14 protein-coding genes and 1 other annotated feature are annotated in these 19,534 nt (G+C 26.3%); of the genes, 4 read left to right on the top strand and 10 right to left on the bottom strand.

The features are described from left to right. Nucleotides 1–266: 266 nt before the first annotated feature. From BN346_RS11730 to BN346_RS11710, 5 genes are all read right to left on the bottom strand, one after another. Nucleotides 267–830: a GNAT family N-acetyltransferase gene (locus BN346_RS11730; protein ID WP_040328804.1), complete on the bottom strand. Its 564-nt coding sequence runs from the start codon at nt 828–830 to the stop codon at nt 267–269. Between the two features lie 229 nt (nt 831–1,059). Beyond that, complete coding sequence (locus tag BN346_RS11725; RefSeq protein WP_040328803.1) at nt 1,060–2,349, bottom strand: dicarboxylate/amino acid:cation symporter; 1,290 nt, start codon at nt 2,347–2,349, stop codon at nt 1,060–1,062. Between the two features lie 96 nt (nt 2,350–2,445). Continuing rightward, nucleotides 2,446–2,689 (bottom strand) — a binding site (T-box leader). 133 nt (nt 2,690–2,822) lie between these two features. Continuing rightward, a complete protein-coding gene (locus BN346_RS11720; protein ID WP_040328800.1) occupies nt 2,823–5,069 on the bottom strand; it encodes a VIT and vWA domain-containing protein in 2,247 nt (748 codons plus the stop codon). A gap of 326 nt (nt 5,070–5,395) precedes the next feature. Further along, entirely contained in the window at nt 5,396–6,331 is a 936-nt protein-coding gene (locus BN346_RS11715; RefSeq protein WP_040328798.1) for a dipeptidase, read from the bottom strand. A 93-nt stretch (nt 6,332–6,424) separates the two neighbouring features. Beyond that, nucleotides 6,425–7,417, bottom strand: coding sequence for a WG repeat-containing protein (locus BN346_RS11710; RefSeq protein ID WP_040328796.1), 993 nt, complete (start codon nt 7,415–7,417; stop codon nt 6,425–6,427). Between the two features lie 648 nt (nt 7,418–8,065). On the opposite strand from BN346_RS11710, the gene BN346_RS11705 reads away from it, so the two are divergent. From BN346_RS11705 to BN346_RS20600, 4 genes are all read left to right on the top strand, one after another. After that, nucleotides 8,066–9,277 carry a 6-phosphofructokinase gene (locus BN346_RS11705; RefSeq protein ID WP_040328793.1) on the top strand — a complete coding sequence of 404 codons (1,212 nt, stop codon included), beginning with the start codon at nt 8,066–8,068 and terminating at the stop codon, nt 9,275–9,277. Between the two features lie 546 nt (nt 9,278–9,823). Beyond that, nucleotides 9,824–10,666, top strand: coding sequence for a DegV family protein (locus BN346_RS11700; protein WP_040328792.1), 843 nt, complete (start codon nt 9,824–9,826; stop codon nt 10,664–10,666). A 300-nt stretch (nt 10,667–10,966) separates the two neighbouring features. Then, nucleotides 10,967–11,608 carry a hypothetical protein gene (locus BN346_RS11695; protein ID WP_040328790.1) on the top strand — a complete coding sequence of 214 codons (642 nt, stop codon included), beginning with the start codon at nt 10,967–10,969 and terminating at the stop codon, nt 11,606–11,608. Nucleotides 11,609–11,804: 196 nt separating this feature from the next. Continuing rightward, nucleotides 11,805–14,510: a cell wall-binding repeat-containing protein gene (locus BN346_RS20600; protein WP_051540345.1), complete on the top strand. Its 2,706-nt coding sequence runs from the start codon at nt 11,805–11,807 to the stop codon at nt 14,508–14,510. Between the two features lie 33 nt (nt 14,511–14,543). Here the strand turns inward: BN346_RS20600 and BN346_RS11680 are convergent, their stop codons facing one another. Genes BN346_RS11680 through BN346_RS11660 form a run of 5 tightly spaced genes read right to left on the bottom strand, consistent with a single transcriptional unit; the run spans nt 14,544 to nt 19,525 of the window. Then, a complete protein-coding gene (locus BN346_RS11680; protein WP_040328789.1) occupies nt 14,544–15,794 on the bottom strand; it encodes an MFS transporter in 1,251 nt (416 codons plus the stop codon). After that, nucleotides 15,791–16,585 carry an ABC transporter ATP-binding protein gene (locus BN346_RS11675; RefSeq protein WP_040328787.1) on the bottom strand — a complete coding sequence of 265 codons (795 nt, stop codon included), beginning with the start codon at nt 16,583–16,585 and terminating at the stop codon, nt 15,791–15,793. Before BN346_RS11675 ends, BN346_RS11680 begins: the two co-directional genes overlap by 4 nt. Nucleotides 16,586–16,588: 3 nt before the next feature. Continuing rightward, nucleotides 16,589–17,596 carry a FecCD family ABC transporter permease gene (locus BN346_RS11670; RefSeq protein ID WP_040328786.1) on the bottom strand — a complete coding sequence of 336 codons (1,008 nt, stop codon included), beginning with the start codon at nt 17,594–17,596 and terminating at the stop codon, nt 16,589–16,591. Next, nucleotides 17,596–18,588, bottom strand: a complete 993-nt coding sequence (locus BN346_RS11665) for a FecCD family ABC transporter permease (protein WP_040328785.1) — start codon at nt 18,586–18,588, stop codon at nt 17,596–17,598. The genes BN346_RS11670 and BN346_RS11665 overlap by 1 nt, the downstream gene beginning before the upstream one ends. After that, the gene (locus BN346_RS11660; RefSeq protein ID WP_040328784.1) at nt 18,575–19,525 is read right to left on the bottom strand and encodes an iron-hydroxamate ABC transporter substrate-binding protein; all 951 of its coding nucleotides are present in this window, start codon (nt 19,523–19,525) and stop codon (nt 18,575–18,577) included. Before BN346_RS11660 ends, BN346_RS11665 begins: the two co-directional genes overlap by 14 nt. Nucleotides 19,526–19,534 lie beyond the last annotated feature (9 nt).

Genomic DNA, 19,534 nt, shown 5'->3' with positions numbered 1-19,534 from the left:
ACCACATCTATTTTAAACTTCACTATAGTTTTTAATCATTGTTTAATATATTAAATCTCACTAGAGTTAAACCTAAAATTTTTAAAATAAAACTCACTTACCATTTAAAATTTATGATATATAAGGTTTCAAGTTTAATTTTTAGGCTGTGTTTAAGAAAAGTATTAATATTGAACCATATTTTAGGCAACTCTGAAATGAGTTCCCTAAATTTGTATATTAAAAATTATGTGTCATTAGATAAAGTATATATAACTCATACTGTATTATTTTCTTTTTACATAATAATCTCTATAAGGAAAAGTACTGTCTTTTAATTTATCAAAACCATTGTTTTCCAAGGCTGAAACTCTTTCTTTATCGTCTTTAGTTGCTTTAATGATGATATTTTTAATATCAAAGTCTGAATAAAATTTATCAGAAACCATTGTTAAAATTTCAGATAAAACTATTTTATTTTCAAGGGATGAAATAATATCTATTCTTAATATACCAGTCTGACAAGTACCATCTAAAAATCTTGTTGTATTAGGAACAGGTGCTATTTCGATAGTCCCTACTATCTTATTGGTCTGCTTATGATTAATACTCCACCTTATATAAAATCTATCGTTAAATTCTCGCTTCCATCCTTTAATACCATTTATTACAGCGTCAATATTGTGTGTATCCCACACACCACCACAATTATCATTGTTCATACGTTTTTTAGTAATTGGATCTGAATAGCACTGAAATAAGTCTATTGCATCTTTCTCTTCAACTTTTCTGAATATTAAGTTATTAGTTTCATAAACTGGACACTTATCAAATGGATTAATATTACTCATTATTGTATACCCCCATCTTTGTATATAACTTTTATATAATTATATAGTATATTGTCATTTATTTTCAAATATTTAGAATAGTCATACATAAATTACTTCCCCACATTTAATTTTATATCAATATGATATGTATAAAATTGTGACAATAGTTTTTTATTCTTTATACTATTTTTATCTTTGCTGTTTCTTTGAACAACATTATTCTTATTTGATATTTAAATTAAACCACTTACAATAAATCTTTTGAATAATTTTTTCTTTGAATTGTAATTTTATCAACTAATAATGCTACAACTGAGGACCCTGTTACATTTGTCATAGTTCTTATCATGTCAATTATTGCATCTATTCCTAGTACCATAGCTAATCCTTCTAATGGAAGTCCTAAACTCGATAATACTAAAGTAGCTGATATAGTTGCAGCACCAGGAACTCCTGCAATTCCTATAGAACCTATAACTGTAGTTAATATTAATAATATATAATGCATCATCGTAAGATCTATATTAAATACATTAGCTACAAATATTGCAACAATAGCTGGATATATACCTCCACAACCATTCATTCCTATAGTTGATCCAATTGGTGCTACAAAACTTGCTATTTCCTCTGATACATTTGCTCTTTTTACTAAACTATCAATTGTAACTGGTAATGTTCCATAACTACTTTGAGTAGTAAATGCAACCACTTGTGCTGGATATATATCTTTGAAAAATTTAAATGGATTTTTTTTAGTTATAACTATTATTAAAACACTATATACTATAAGAATTTGTATTAAGCATGCAACATATACTGATAAAATCATAGATATTAATGGTAATAATGTTGCAATCCCATTTTCTGCTCCAACTGTTGTCATTAATGCAAATACTCCATAAGGTGTAAACTTCAATACAATCTTAGTTATTCTTATTAAGATTACATTTAATGAATCTATAAACTTTATAAATATCTTAATTTTGTCATAGTTCTTTTTCTTTTCTATAATCATTGCTATTGATATAAACATTGAAAATATAATAACAGGTATTATCTTTCCATCTGCCATTGCACCTACTGGGTTTACTGGCATCATATCATTAAGTACTTTACTAAAATCAGGTATGCTTCTTGCTTGAAATCCTTCTTGAATATTAAAACTTATTCCAGTTCCTACATTAAATATATTTCCCACTAAAATTCCTACTAAAGTTGCTATTGCTGTAGTAAATAGTAACAACCCTATTGTTTTTATCCCTATACTTTTCAATTTGTCCGTATCATCTAAACTTCCTATACTTTTAATTAATGACACCATAACAAGTGGAATTACTATCATCTTGATAAGCGATGTATATATTACACCTATATAACCTATAGGCTGTACACTTTCTTTAAATACCATCCCTGTAAATAATCCTAATATTAATGCTATTAAAACTCTTAAAGGGAAATTAACTCTTTTCTTTTTTAAAATATATAAAATACTCAAAACTATTATTGAAACAATCATTGCTATAAATAAACTCATCTTTTTCCTCCTTAAAACTAATTACTGAAATACGTTTTCTTTTTCCCTTGGCCAAGTTAAAAGATTAAAAATAAAAAAACCTTCCGCCTCTGAAAATTCAGAGGCAGAAGGTATACTTCCGCGGTTCCACTCTAATTAAGTATAAATTTTATACTCATCTTTAATCAGGTACATTATAATACCTTATCTCTATAACGTGAGAACACGTAAAAACCTACTAAATATTCGGTCTTTCCACTCCTAGGGGCACTTCAATTAATTTCTTCATAAGTTCTCTCAGCTTAAAAACTTTTCTCTGTAATGAATACATTAATTTACTTTTCCTATTCAACATGTTTATATTAATAGTATCTGAAATTAAAACTTATTATACTTTGATAATTTTTATCTGTCAATAATTTTTCTCTTGGTAATTTTATGAAAATAAAAGGAGCACATTTAAATTAAACATACTCCCCTCTTAAACTCAAAAATTATTGACTTATTAATTTATTAACAAGACTTTCTAATGTATTGCTATCTTCAGAGTTTTCCATAGCTTCCTTTTTAAGATTTTCTTTTATTGATTCTATGGATACATTTCTATTTCTTAATACTTCTTCAATATCCTCTTTATATTTTTTTATTAAATCTTTTTTATCATTTTTTATAATGTTTTTTCTGATTCCTTGCTCTAATGCTAAATATGATAAAGATAAAATTTCATCATCATAACTTTCAAAGTCATCACCTATAGCATCTTTTATATAGCTTAATGATTTATTTAATAATTTTTTATAAATATTTATATCTTCTTTAATCATAGTAAATGCTAAAAATGATTTAGTTGTGCATAATAGTTTTTCATCTTCACTATCTACCATTGAATTTGAAAATGCTCCGCTAGCATATTGGTGAGATGCTAGTATCCTAAGCATTTCCTTTGTTGTTGCACCAGTAAAATCCTTATTTAAGAAGTTCCTATAATAAAATCCACAAACATCATCACTATATTCACTTTCTTCATATTTTATATTTGCTGGTAGGAATTTTTTAAATGCTATATTTAGAACTGGATCATAAACCTCTTCTATAAGAATAAAAGATGTTTCAGATGTTAAAACTCCAACTTCCTTAGATAATTCTATAAGTTTATTCTTCATGGAGTTATAAATTTCTCCTCTTTCAAATCTAATTCTATTTTCAATGGATTTACATCTCTTTTTATACCAAACTTTTTCTATAAGATTTGCATTTTCTTCAAGTTCTAGATTGTTTAAATTAATTCTTCTTTGAACTCTTCTATCTCCAACCATACCTGTAAGTGTTACAACACCTTCAGCACTACCTTTTACTTTCGCAAATATTGAAAATGGCTCTCCATCATACATATACTCTATAGTTCTTGGATAAGTTTTTTCTACATTCATATCTCCAAAATCTAATTTTATATCAGTTATTTGAAGACCCCTTATTTTGTTAAACTGTCTTAATATTGTATCTTCAATTTTATTTTTATCATTTATATATTCTGCTTTTCCATAAGTTACTTGAGCTAATTTATTTATAAAATAAGTATTTACAGAAGCATCAATTCCAAATGGGAATATTCTACTATTTTCACAAACCGCTTCTACATAATCTAATATTTCTTTTTCATCATCAACTATATCATCAGTGAATAAGAATATAGTATTTTCTTTTCCACTTTCTTCATTTCTGAATGCATATTTTAATCCTTCAAAAATCACAGCATCATCTTCACATTCAAGTTCATCTATAAATTTAGATGCCTTAATTAAATTTTCTTCATTATATGGAACTTTGCCACTGTCATTAAAGCAATGAAGGTTATCACCCATAGCTATTATGTTAAAACTATCACCTTTTTCAAGGTTTCTAAGACAAATTTGAAGTGCATTCTTAGCTTGTAACAGTTTATCTCCTTCCATAGAATCAGATATATCTACTAAAAATTCATACTTGTGTGATAATTCTTCCTCTTCTTCTTCTATGTCAGGTATAAATCTTAAATATAGTATATTGCTATCATCTTTTTCATTTTCATATATCATACCTGTAGTTTCTTCAAGTTCTTTTTCTGTTATATAAATAACCAAATCCCTGTCTAAATACTCTTCTTTATCAAAATATACTTTATATATATATCCATCGCCTTTTTCTATAGCTATATTATGAGTTGGACTCTCAAATTCTACTTCATTAAATGGTTCTACTAATAAATTTAAATAACATTTATAATCATTTTCATTTATTAAATTCTTACTATTATTAACGCTCATTGGTTCTATAATTTGTGGTATAGTAAGCTTTAAACTTTCATCATCATATTCTAGCTCTTCAATGTAAGATATTTTTAAATTTATGCTCTCACCTGAAATAATTTTTCCTATGCATATTTTAAAATCATTTGTATTAATTTCTTCAAGTAATAAATTAGTGCCTTCTTCTTTTAATTTTTCACAAATATTATTAGCTTCATCTCTACTCTCTATAGATGTTTTTATAATTCTACCACCTATATTAGCTTCAAATCCAGATAATACTGCTGTTTCTGGTATTGGGAAAGTAAATACTGCTTCAACATCATTTGAACCTTTGTTTTCATAAACATAATTAATAGAGAACTCTACAAACTCTCCACACACATACCCTGTTACATCCGTCTTTTTTAATAGTATATTATTTTCTTTGTCATATATTAAATTGGGACTTTTCATAAATTATCTCTCCTTTGAAATGCCTTTTCATAAAATTCTATTTAAGAAAACACTTGCTTATAACCTTTAATTTTCAATTAGAAATTTACATTAATCATAAAACTATACTTATTATAAATTTTATCAAATAATTGCTGATAAGTTAATATAATTTTAAAAAAATTTTTATTTTTTTAAAAATTTATCTATAAATTGTATACATTTTGATATATATCTAATATTTCACTACATTCAAGTATTATAGATTTGTTAAATTTTTGACTATATATAATAAAAAACCAAATTAAAGCAAAACTACTTTACTTTAATTTGGCCATTAAATTTAGTTATATCATTACATCTTTTACTAATCTTAATGCATTTTTATACATAATCTTTTCTATTACATCTTCCGTAAAATTAGCTTTTTTTAATCCATCTATCAATTTATAAATTTCTCCAACATTTTGCATTTCTAAATTTTTAGTACTTATACCATCAAAGTCTGAACCTATTCCAACACAGTTTTCTCCACCAACATTTATAATATGCTTTATATGATTTACTATATATTCAACAGCTCCTACATCCTTATCACTCAAAAAAGTTTTTTCAAAGTTAATTCCTATAACTCCACCATTTTTAGCAATGCCTTTTATCATCTCATCAGTTAAGTTTCTCTTATGATTACAAATAGCTCTAGCATTAGAATGTGAAGCTAGCACTGGTGCTTTACTATAATTTAATACATCTTTAACACCTTTATCTGATAAATGAGAAATATCTATAATCATTCCTAGTCTATTCATTTCACTAACAACTTCAAATCCAAATTTTTTTAAACCTTTTTCTATATAATCATGGTTAATATTAGGATAACCTATTTCATTCTCAATATTCCAAGTTAAAGTCATTACTCTAACCCCTAATTTATTTAATATTCTAAGATTATATAAGTTTCCTTGTAATGTTCCACCTTCTTCTACAGACAAAAATGCAGATATTTTATTTTCATTTTTATTTTTAATAAATTCATCATAATTTGTAGCTAATTTTATATCTTCTTTATTAAGTTCAATTTCACTATAAAATCTATCTATCATCTTTAAACATTTTTTTAGTGGATCTTCTTCTAATTGAAGTGATACATACAATGCAAATATTTGAGCATTTGCATTACTTTTCTTAAGTTTTTCTACATCAACACTAAAGTTGTTCTTTTTTAGTCTATCTTTACTATTAATAAGTCTATCTATAGTGTCACAATGCAAATCAAAAATCACGTTATCACCCCTATAATTCTCAATAAAACTATGTAATCAAAACTTTTTAAAATACATTTTATTATTTTAATAATAATTTTTAGTTTAAAATTATTATATAGCTTCTCCATTTTTCTTTATATAAAATTCATGTTCATCTATTATAACTTTTGCTACACCTTCATAAAAATTTTCTACTTCATCATATTTAAAAGGTATTACAGTATTATTATCTTCATCGACATAACCCCATAACTCTCCCTTTTGTACTGAAAATAACTCTTCATTATAATCAAATACATTTTCATAAATACATGGAATTACTTCTTTTCCTTCTTTATTTATAAATCCATACTTATCATCAATACATATTGGTGCATATTCACCACTAAAATTATCACACCAATCATATTTAGATTCTATAATAAATTCACCTTTTTTATTTATAAATCCATATTTATCATTATAGCTTACAGCTGCTAAGCCTTCATTAAATTCATTTGCAAACTCTAAATACTTTTCAAAAGCAACATCTCCATTTTTATCTATAAAAAAGAATCTATCACCTATAGCAACTGCTGCTAAACCTTCACTGAAACTAGTAGCATAATCATACTTAAATTCTATAACTATATTTCCATCTTTATCTATATACCCAAATTTATCTTTAAGTCTTACTAATGCTAACCCCTCTTCAAATTGGCTTCCATCATCAAACTTAAATGGTATTGCAACTTTTCCAGTATTATCTATATATCCATATTTACCTAAAAGTTTTACTGATGCCCTTCCCTCTGTAAACCCTTTTGCTTCTTCATATTTTACTTTTATAATCTCCTTGCATTCTTCATTTATGTATCCAAACTTATGATGAACTTCTACCACTGCTAGACCTTCATTAAAATAATTTATATCATCATATTTAGGCTCTAAAATAAACTGCCCTTCTCTATTTATAAATCCACAAAGTCCATCTTGTTCAACTAGTGCCATATTATCTTCAAATTCATCACAAAAATCAAAATTAAAATCAATTATCTTATTTCCATCTTCATCTACAAATCCATATAATCCATTATTTTCTTTAGGGTATAATTTACAATCCATATTCTATCTCCTTTTACTTTAGTTACACTTATAATTAATTTAATATACACTCTCAATTAAAAGTTTTTTATTTTTTTAGAATAACATCACTCTCATTTGAAACTTAAATAATTACATTTTTTTTAATATATCCTATTTTCTAATTAATAATCAGTTAAATTCTAAAATTAGAAAATTAAATTTTAAAATACAAATCTTTCTATAATTATATATCTTTATTTAATTTTAATTATAATTTAATATATTTTCAATAGCTTAATATGAAAACTTTTCTCACTTATACTTTATTATAATTTTAAAAACTTTATGCATTAAATAGAATTAAATTATTTATATTTCTATAGTAAAATTTCTATTTTAAAGCATTAATAATAATAATAATTTGTTTAACTTTGTAGAATAATCATATCTTTTAGTAGTTTATTTTCTATCTTTCTAAAATTTATCTTCCATTTTTTATATATGCTATATTTTTGTTTTTGACATTATATTTTTGTAGCATTATATATTTTTATATGATATACTTTTTCTTGGATATTTTAATTTAATTAACCTAATTAACAATTATGTAGTAAAATATATTACTTATTTATATATATAATGTTTTTATTTAATAAAATTTTAGTGAAAGTATATGGGGGGAAGCACATGAAAAACTGTCTAATTGCTCAATCTGGAGGTCCAACATCTGTTATTAACTCAAGTTGTATTGGTGTTTTCGAAAAAAATTTGGAACTTAATATTTTTGATAATGTTTATGCTGGTCTTAATGGTATAGAAGGTATATTAAATGAAAATTTATCAAACTTATCTAAAATGGACCCTAAAATAGTAAGTAAACTAAAATATACACCAGCTTCTGGCTTAGGCTCTTGTAGATATAAATTAAAAGATATAGATATTTGTAGAGATGAATATTTAAAACTATTTGAAGTTTTTAAAAAGTACCATATAGATACATTCTTTTATATTGGTGGAAATGATTCTATGGACACTGTAAAAAAATTAAGTAAAGTTGGTGTGGAATTAAACTCACCTATAAAATTCATAGGAATACCTAAAACTATAGATAATGACTTAGCTATAATGGATCACACTCCTGGTTATGGTAGTGCTGCTAAATTCATTGCAACTACGGCTCTTGAGAATAGCTTAGATGCAAATGTATATGATACAAAAAATGTATTTATAATAGAAAGTATGGGAAGAGATACTGGTTGGCTTGCTGCTAGTGCTGTTGTAGCTAGAATAGATAATAAACCTGTAGTAGACCTTATCTATCTTCCAGAAGTACCTTTTGATAAAGTTAGATTTTTAGAAAATGTAAAAAATAAGTTAGAACAAAAAAATACAGTTGTAATAGTTGTTTCTGAAGGTTTAAGAGATAAAGATGGTAACTTTGTATCTGAAATGAATTCTTTTGGATCTGATAAATTTGGACATGCTCAATTAGGTGGAGTTGCATCTTATCTTAAGAATTTACTTAAGCATAGCGGAGTAAAAAAGGTAAGAGCTGTAGAATTATCTACTCTTCAAAGATGTTCAATGCACTATGCATCTCAAACTGATATTGATGAAGCATATAATTTAGGTGCATATGCTCTTGAAAACTCTAAATCTATAGAAAGTGGACATATGGTAGCTGTAAAGAGAACTAGTACTACTCCATATAAATCAGAAATTTTTACACTTCATACTGAACTTGTTGCTAATAAAGTTAAATATTTCCCTAAAGAATGGATTAATGAAGAAGGTAATAATGTAACTGAAGATGCTTACAACTACGTTCTTCCACTTATACTAGGCCAACCTAAAATACAATATGAAAATGGGTTACCATCATATGTTTCTATAAGGTAATTAAAAGACTATGAAGAATTTTATTTTTAAATTTCTCATAGTCTTTTCTATTTTGTATTAAGTAAAGCATGCCCTTTTCTAGCAATAACTATAATTCATTCTTTATTATCTACAATTTATATCAAACAACTTTGGTTTTTGCTTAAATTATCTATTTTATTAATAATTATTTTCATTCATTATTTTTCTAAACTCCTTCATTAAATTAATCTTATTAATAATAAAAATATCTAAAATTAATTACACCTAATATACTCATATAATAAATGTAATTAATATACTTTCTCTTGTTTAATAGTAAATATTTTAAAATTAATTCCATTTAACCATAACTATCAATTGCTAAACTACAAATTTTGAAAGTACTATTTTTAAAGATGAACTTGGTTCTCTATATCTTTAAAATTAATCATTTGTATCTTTTATCTTGTTTTTAACACTATTTCCTCTTATTGACTTCATACTTTACAATATTATATGATAACTATATACATATTATAATTATACATTTTGTAATATGAATAATATTTTGGGGAGGTAACCTTTATGCATAAAATAGCTGTTGTTGTAGATAGTACTGCTGTAATTGATAAAGAGTTATTTGAAAGTAACGACAATTTGTATTTACTACCACTACAACTAACAATTGATGATAAATCTTTTAAAGATGGAATAGATATAACACCAAGCGAATTTTGTTCTAAATTAAATGACTGTACAAATCTTCCAACTACTTCACAACCATCTATTGGAGATGTTGTTAATCTTTTTGAAGAGATAATAGATAATTATGATTATATTATATATATTACAATTAGTTCTAAACTAAGTGGTACATTTCAAACTGGTATGATAGTTAAAAATCAAATTTCAAATGATAAAATATTTGTTTTTGATTCTCTTTTTACATCAACTATCCAAAAACAAATGGTACTAAAATCTTTAGATTTAATAAAAAGTAGAAATTCTATTGAAGATATTTTGAAAGAACTTGAAAATATAAGATCCACTTCAAAGATATATTTAGTAGTAGATGATTTATCTCATTTACACAGAACTGGAAGAATATCTTTATCTTCTTCATCCTTTGGAAAACTACTAAATATAAAGCCGATTTTATGCTTTGAAGAAGGTGAAATATTATTAAAAAGTAAAGTAAGAACTATGAATAAAGTTTATACTAATCTAATTGAACTAATAAATAATGACCATTTAACTGCAAATTCAAAAATTATTATTGCTCATGCAAATGGTTATGATTTTGCATTAAAGCTAAAAGAAAAATTACTAGAAATATATCCTGAAAATACAATTTTAATAGAAGAGCTATCACCTGTTATAAGTGTTCATACAGGGGTAAGAAGTTTTGGATTATCATGGATTCAATAAAATAATATAAGGAAACAAACTTAAATTAACCTTTTTATCAAATGCTATTAGCCATATTATGGTTTATTACTATATTTATATTGAAAACCAATTAACAATTACTTTGGAGATTTTATAAAAATGATTTTTTAAAAACTGAGACTTAAAATTTCTCCTTCCTTGTTAATTGTAATTGTTAATTTTCATTATTAATAATTTTACTTATAAATTTATTAATAATGAAAATTTTCCTTTTGTATCATTTTTTATATTACTATGTTATACTTTTCATGTATATTTATGAAAGAAGGTACATATTTAATGAATTATAAAAATTTCAAAAATAAATTCGATGTTGAAGGAAACATTGCTTCTGTTACTGCTTTAAAAAAAGATGGAAGTGAATTAGTTTTCCAAATAGATACTGATGATGTTACAAGAATACAATCCATGGGATCTTGGTTTGCTGAATGGCATAAAGATTTCAATGCATATACAATTCAAAACATAAGCACATTAAATGGATCTAAACCTTTAAAACAAAGTCTTCAAACTGTTATTTTAAATACTCACCCAAAAACTCCTGTTAAACATATTAACGGAAATATGTTAGATAATAGAAAATCCAACTTAGAAATAGTAGAAAGAAATCAAAAAAATCAATATGAGAAAGTTGATGAGAACACTATTGCTATTATCTTAACTGATAAATATGGCAAACCACATGCTAAAGCATTAATCTCTCCTGAAGATTTAAACTATGTTATAACTGAAGAGTTTAGTTGGGTTGAATATAAGAAAAATGGAGTTATTATGGTTATTGCAAATACTCCAAAAGGTAGAATTCATTTAGATGCACTTATAATGAAACCTAATGAATGTGAAACTATACATCACATAAATTTAAATCCTCTAGATTGTAGACGTAGTAATTTAGAAATTAAAGTAATTGAAGAAATTTAATAGAAAAAAGCTTAGTGTTTAACATTAAGCTTTTCTTTATTATGTTTACAAAGTGCTAACACTATAATAAATTACTGATTTTTGTGATGTAACATTTACCATTGAATAGTACTATTGTGTAAGTTAAAATATAAAAGCTATAACTAAAATTTTATTAATAAATACTAAAAACAAAAATATTCTAAGGGAGAATACTATGAATAAAAAATCAGAAAAGCATTTAGCTACAGCATTAATACTTGCACTAACTTTACAAACTATACCTACTTATATTTTTGCAACAGAAATTGATAACACTCCAAGTATCAAAATCCAAAACAATGAAATTATAAACATTCCTGATAGTACCCTTAAGGAAATCTTAAACAATTCTTTAGGACAACCTTCCTCTTCAGATATTACAAAAGATCAATTGGAGAGTATAACTAGTTTAGATGTTAACAATAGAGCCCTTTATAATTTAGAAGGACTTCAATATTGTAAAAATTTAGTTTCGTTAAGATTACATGGATGTAGCATTAGGGATATAACACCTTTAAGTAATTTAACTAAATTAAAAGATTTAAACCTATATGATAATGAAATAAGAGACATTAGTTCATTAAGTACATTAACTAATTTAGAAAACTTAATTTTAACATATAATAAAATAATAGATATAAGTGCATTAAATAGTTTAAATACATTAAAAACACTATCTATAAATTATAATGAAATAACAAGTATTAATGCTCTTAAAAATTTAACAAATCTACAAGAATTATTTGCAGATCAAAATAAAATAAATGATATAACTTCTCTTTATAACTTAACTAACTTAGAAAGACTATCCTTAGGTGGAAACTCTATAACAGATGTTAGTTCACTTGAACTTTTAAGTAATTTAATATACTTAAATTTAGCTGATAATAATTTTAGTAATATTAGTTCATTATCTAATTTAACTAAGTTGCAATCTTTAAGTTTATATGGTGTAGATCTAATAAGTGATATTAGCTCACTATCAAACTTAACAAGTCTATCCTATTTAGATATAAGTGGTAATAAAATAAATGACATAAAACCATTATCAAATCTAATAAAATTAGAAGTTCTAAATGCTTTTAGGAATGATATAAGAAACTTAACTCCTTTATCTAATTTAAGTGAACTAACTAGTTTAGATTTAAAATATAACAATATAAATGCTTTAAATGGTATAGAAAATCTATCTAATCTAAAAACTTTAGGATTATCAGATAATCCACTTGAAAGTATAGATAGTTTGAAAACTCTTAAAAATTTAAAGATATTATATTTAGATAATTGTAATACAAGTAACTTAACATCATTAGAAAGTTCTATTAACTTACAAACATTATGGTTATCTGGAAATAAAATAAAAGATACTACACCATTAAAAAATTTAACTAATCTTAAAACTTTATATTTAAATAATAATGAAATAAATGACATTAGTCCCCTATTAAACATCAGAGGTGACATTAGATTAAATTATCAAAATATATATAGTGACATGATAGAAACACTTGAAACTACTATAGAAATAGATAATCCATTAAAAGACTTATGGGGTGATCCAATAAAACCTAAGTCTATAAGCCATAATGGTACATATAATGAATCATCTAATACAATTAAATGGGACAATATTCAAAGTGATACCTCCTTATCTTTTAATTTTGCCTTAAGTAATGATAGTATTGGTAATTTTTCTGGCACAGTTTATCAAGAAGTAAAACATATTACTAATGAAAAACCAGTAATAAGTGGTGCTAAAGATAAAACAATTAATGCTGGAGATAAATTTGATCCAATGGATGGAGTAACTGCACTAGATAAAGAAGATGGTAATTTGACTTCTAAAATAACTGTTTCTGGAAATGTAGATACATCAAAGCCTGGAAAATATAATTTAACTTACAGTGTAGAAGATAATAATGGTAACATTACAACTGAAAATATAATAATAACTGTTGTAGCAGTAGAAATTGAAATAAAATCAGCTATAGGTGTTACTAGATATGATACTGCCGTTAAACTAAGTAAATTGAAATTTAACGAAGCTAATACAATTGTATTAGTAAATGGTAATGCATTGGCTGATGGACTTGCAGCAACCCCTCTTGCAGCTTATAAAAATGCACCAATCTTATTATCTACAACGAGTAGTCTTCCAGAAGAAACTAAAGATGAGATAAAAAGATTAGGTGCAAAAAATATAATAATTGCTGGTGGAACTGGAGTAGTAGACTTAAATGTTGAAAGTGAACTTAAAGCTTTAGGTATAGAAACTATTGAGAGACTTGGTGGATTAAGCAGATATGCTACTTCTTTACAAATTGCTGAGTACATAGATACCTATTGTTATCCAGTAAAAAATATTGTTGTTAGCAATGGACATGGCGCAGCAGATGCATTATCAATTTCTTCTGTAGCTGGAAGAGATAATATGCCTATAATTTTAGTAGAAACAAATACTATTCATAAGGATGTATATTCATGGCTTTCATCTAAAAAGTTGAAAAATGCTTACATTATTGGTGGTGAAGGTGTTGTGAGTAATACTCTTCTTAATACTATGAATTCAATTACTAGCGATGATATTAGTGATAATAGATTAGGTGGTTTAACTAGATATGAAACTAATGCTATGGTAATAAATAAATTCTTTAATGATAAATTAGATACTGTTTATGTATCAAAAGGAATAGAGTTAATTGATGCATTGGCATCTGGTCCTGTAGCAGCTTTAAGCAATGCTCCAGTAGTACTTGTTAATGATGACTTATCTGATGCACAAAAAGATGTATTAGATAAAAAACAAAGTAATACTATAATTAAAGCTGGTGGCGGCATATCAGAAAAAGCTGTTGAATCACTAAAGAAATGTCTTAATTAAATTTTGAAGGGAGCTACAAAAACGTAGCTCCCTTTAGTTATTAAATTTTATTCCTTTAATGTTCCACTTAATAAATAATAAAAGTCCAATATTAAATATAGCTGTTACTAAAAGAATTATGCCTAACGGTATACCCATATCTATAACTTGTCCAAACAATAATTGTCCTGGCGCAACACTTATTGTTGCTACTGCTGTTGAAAAAGCTGATACACGACCAAGCATATTAGCTGGTACTTCCTTTTGTATAAATGTTAGTGTAAGTATATTAGATAATGATAAAGATAACATAATTGCCATACCACAAATGGCGAAAAATCCTGCCATAACATAATTATTTACTTTTATAAATCCTAAGATAGACATTACTGTAACACCTATAATCATAGGATAATATGTATAATGAAGTTTTTTCATTGAAAATAAATTAGGTTTGATACTTATCAAAAATCCACCTAATATCATTCCTAAAACACAGATACCTTCAACTATTCCATAAACCTCAGAAGGTAGTCCAAGTAAAATATTTATAAAATATGGTGCAACTATAGACAATATTGGTACTAAGAAAATATTGCAAAAAGCATATGAAGCTATAATCCCTAATACTATCTTTTTTTCTCTCTTTAAATAAATAAAACTTTCCTTCATATCGCTAAAAGATTTTTTTATAAAATCTATAGATAAAAGTTTTTCTTTCTTTTCAGCGTCTATTTTAAATGCATCAGGAATATCTAAAAACAATTCCATTATTGCAGACAACAAAAAGCTAACAGCATTTATTATTACTATAACCTTTATACCCAATATTCCATAGAGCAGTCCTGCAAGTATAGGTCCTACAAAGTTTACAATTGATCCAACTTGATTTATTATTCCATTTGCTGAAATAAGTTTATCATTTTCCACTATTTGAGGAATAGAAGATACTACTGCTGGGCCATATAATGTATAGCATATGGATAATATAAACATAACTAATGCCACTATCAATTCATGGTCATTACCTTTAAATAGTATAAATGCATATCCTCCAATTAAAAATGCACAAAATAAATCTAGATATACCATTATCTTTTTTCTATTTAAACTATCTGAAAGTTTTCCTGCAATAGGTGCAAATAAAATATATGGTATAGTTGATATAGCTAATATGTTAGCAAAGGCAGCTGTACTTCCTGTAAATTCAAGTAAATATAAAGACATACTAAATCTTTGAATTGCATTTCCAAAAAGTGAAATAATCTGCCCTATAACTATGATTATAAAGTTTTTATTTTTCATTTAATCTCCTTTAGAAGCTCATATTCTGTACATATTGGGTACTCTCCATTTTCACTTTCTCTAAGATTTGCATCTATTCCATATATTTCTTTTAATGTTTCTTTATTAATTACATCCATTGGTTTTCCTTCACAAACAACTTTTCCTTTTTTAAGCCCAATAATATTATCTGCAAATCTACAAGCATTGTTAAGTTCATGTAGTACTATAACTACTGTAATATTCTTTTCTTTATTAAGTTTTTTAAGTACCTCAAGAACTTCTAGTTGATAAGACATATCTAAATAAGTTGTTGGCTCATCAAGCATTATAATTTCTGTTTCTTGGGCTAAAGTCATAGCAATCCATGCCCTTTGTCTTTGCCCTCCTGATAAGTTTTCAACTTCTCTATCAGCAAATTCACTAAGGCCAGTTTCTTCTATTGCCCAATTTATAATATCTTTATCATGGCTTGTAAGTCCACCAATTATTTTTTGATGTGGAAATCTTCCAAAAGCTACAAGTTCTCTTACAGTAAGGCCATTTGGACAAACTGGACCTTGTGGAAGAAATGCAACTTCTTTTGCTATATTCTTTTCTTTTATACTTTTTATATTCTTTTTATTTATAAAAATTTCTCCACTTTTAGCTTTATTAATTCGTGATATAGTTTTTAAAAGTGTAGACTTGCCACATCCATTTGCTCCAATTATTATACTTATCTTTCCTTTTGGCAAAGATAAATTCATATCTTCAATTATAATGTTACTTTCATATGCAACTGATAAATTTTTTACACTAATAGCTTCCATTGGTTACTTCTCCTTCATCATTAAATAAATAAAATATGGTACTCCAAATATGGATACTGTTATTCCTACTGGAATCTCAATTGGAGAAAATAAATTTCTTGAAACTGCATCTGCAAGAAGTACTATTATGACACTTATCATACCTGATACTACTATAAATTTTTTATGATATGATGGTACTAACTTTTTTGCAATATGAGGAGCTATAAGCCCTAAAAATCCTATATTACCTGCAAAAGCTGTTGCTGTTCCTGCTAATATAACTGCAAAGCTTAAAAACTTTTTTCGTTCCTTTTCTATATTTAATCCTAATGATATAGAAAGTTCATCTGAAAGATTTAAAACATCTAGTTTTTTATGATTTAATAAAACTATCAAAAACATTAATAGTACTATTGGAATAATCACTTTTGCATAGTTCCATCCTGCTCCCCAAAGGCTTCCTGATGTCCACACTAATACTCTGTTGTAATCTCCAACACCACCTCTAAAAGTAAAAAATGTTATAAATGCATTAAGTCCTGCATTTAATCCAATTCCAATTAATAAAAGCCTTTTAGGTTTTATTCCACCTCTACTAGACATAATATATATTAAAAATGAAGTGATACCTGCTCCTAATATAGCCATAAAAGGTAATACAAATATAGAAAATTGTCCTAATTCACTATAATATGTTCCCTTAGAGTATGTAATAAATAATACTGCTGCCACTGCTGCTCCAGCATTAATTCCTATTATTCCAGTATCTGAAAGATCATTTTTAGTTATAGTTTGAAGAATTGCTCCTGCTGTTGATAATGCAATTGCTACAAAGGTTCCAACTAAAAGTCTTGGAAGCCTAATAGTTAATATAGTTGTATTTTGAAATTTATTTCCATTTCCAAGTAGTGTATTTATAACTTCTAATGGAGAAATCTTATATGTTCCCCAGCATAGCGTAACTCCAAAGGAGATAATTAATAAAATAGTTAAAATTATTAAAACTGATTTAAATTTATTTTTCTTCATTATCCCCTCTCCTTTCTAGCTACTGAAATAAAAAATGGTATTCCTATAAGTGCTGTAAATACTCCAATTGGTGTTTCATATGGATTAAATATCATCCTTGCTGCAATATCTGCATAAGTTAAAAGTACAGCTCCAAGTAAAAAAGAACTTGGAATATTTATTTTATAATCTTCTCCTAGTATTTTTCTAACTATTTGAGGTACTATAAGTCCAACAAATGCTATATTTTTACCAACAGCAACAGCAGCTGCACACATTGGTATCATAACCATAAGTGTAATAAATCTTATTTTTTGTGGATTTTCTCCAAGACCTATAGCAACATCATCACCAAGGTTTAATATGTTTATCTTTGGTGATAAAAAAATTGCTATGATAAGACCTATAATTCCTACTATAAATACAAGTTTAAAATCTGCCCACCCTATATTTCTGAATCCTCCTGATACCCAAAATCCTATCATTTGAGATTGATTTGATAAAAGACCTATTACTGTTGTTAAAGAAATAAAAAATGTACTCATAGCTGTTCCTGCTAAAAGTATCTTTGCAATAGAATTATTATTTGCTTTTTTTGATATAAATCCTAAAACTATGACTCCTGTTAAAAATGCTCCTATTAAAGAAGCTATCATTACATTTTTAGTTGTTACTCCAATACCTAGTGCATAAAATATAGCAATTACTAAAGTTGCTCCTTGACTTACACCTAATATAGATGGTTCCGCTATTGGATTTCTTGTAACTCCTTGAATCATTGCACCTGTCACTCCTAATATACCTCCTGTCATAAGTACAGAAAGTGCTCTTGGAATACGAACATCTCTAACTAACATAAGTTCTAAAGCTTCACTATAATTAAAAATACTATTCCAAATATCATTAAAAGTAATATGGACAGATCCTAGCCTTACAGCTAAAATCAGTCCTACTACTAAAAGTAACAAGCTACAAATGATAAATACTATCATATGTTTCTTATTTTGTTTCATTTAACATTTCACCTATTTCATCTACTAGTATTTCTCTTCCAATTGAACTGTATCCTTGATTAAAGTATGGTGATGAATCTAACACTACAACTTTACCTTCTTTAACTGCAGGCAAGCTTTTCCAAATAGCATTATTTTCAAGTTCTTTTAAATCTTCTTCTGTTGCTATTAAGAATATATATTCAGTATTTATTGATGCTAAGCCTTCATAAGTTACAACTGGAAGACTTATATCACTTTGTTCTGGCATTCCACTTGGTTTGCTTAATTTCATATCTTCATAAAGCACACTACCAAATCCCGCACCATCAAATACAAAGAACTGTCCACCACTTGCTAAGAATGATAGATATGTTGTATCTTCTCCATATTCAGCTTTAATCTTCTCTCCAGCTTCTTTTGATTTTTCTTCATATTTCTTAAGCCATGTATTTGCTTCTTCTTCCTTATTAAATACTTCTGCAAAAGTTTTAACATCATCTTTCCAATTTAATGCTTCTAATTGAACCATAACTGTTGGTGCAATCTCACTTAAGCTATCATACATTTTTTCTTGAACTGTTGATATAACTATTAAGTCTGGTTTTAAATTCATAACTGCTTCTACATCTATAGTGTCTTGCATGCTATATCCTAAAATTTCTGCTCCTTTTAATGTATCTTCTAAATATGATGGAAACTTAGTATAGTCATATGCATCACTATTTGCTGTTCCTACAACTTTATATCCTAAAATTGATAAAATATCACTATTACCACTTAAATCTACTATTCTTTTTGGTGATTCTGGTATTTTAACTTCGCCCCTTACATCTGTGACTGTTACAGTACTTTCAGATGTATTATTACTATTTTTATCCTTTGACACTCCACATCCTACAAGCATAACACTTGCAACACATGCCACCAATAATGTTTTTAATAACTTCTTTTTCATATGTAAAAA

Source organism: Clostridium ihumii AP5 (genome assembly GCF_000612845.1).
Classification (GTDB): Bacteria; Bacillota; Clostridia; order Clostridiales; family Clostridiaceae; genus Clostridium_J; species Clostridium_J ihumii.
Note: the sequence above shows the minus strand (reverse complement) of the source record. Positions and strands in the feature narration are given on the sequence as shown.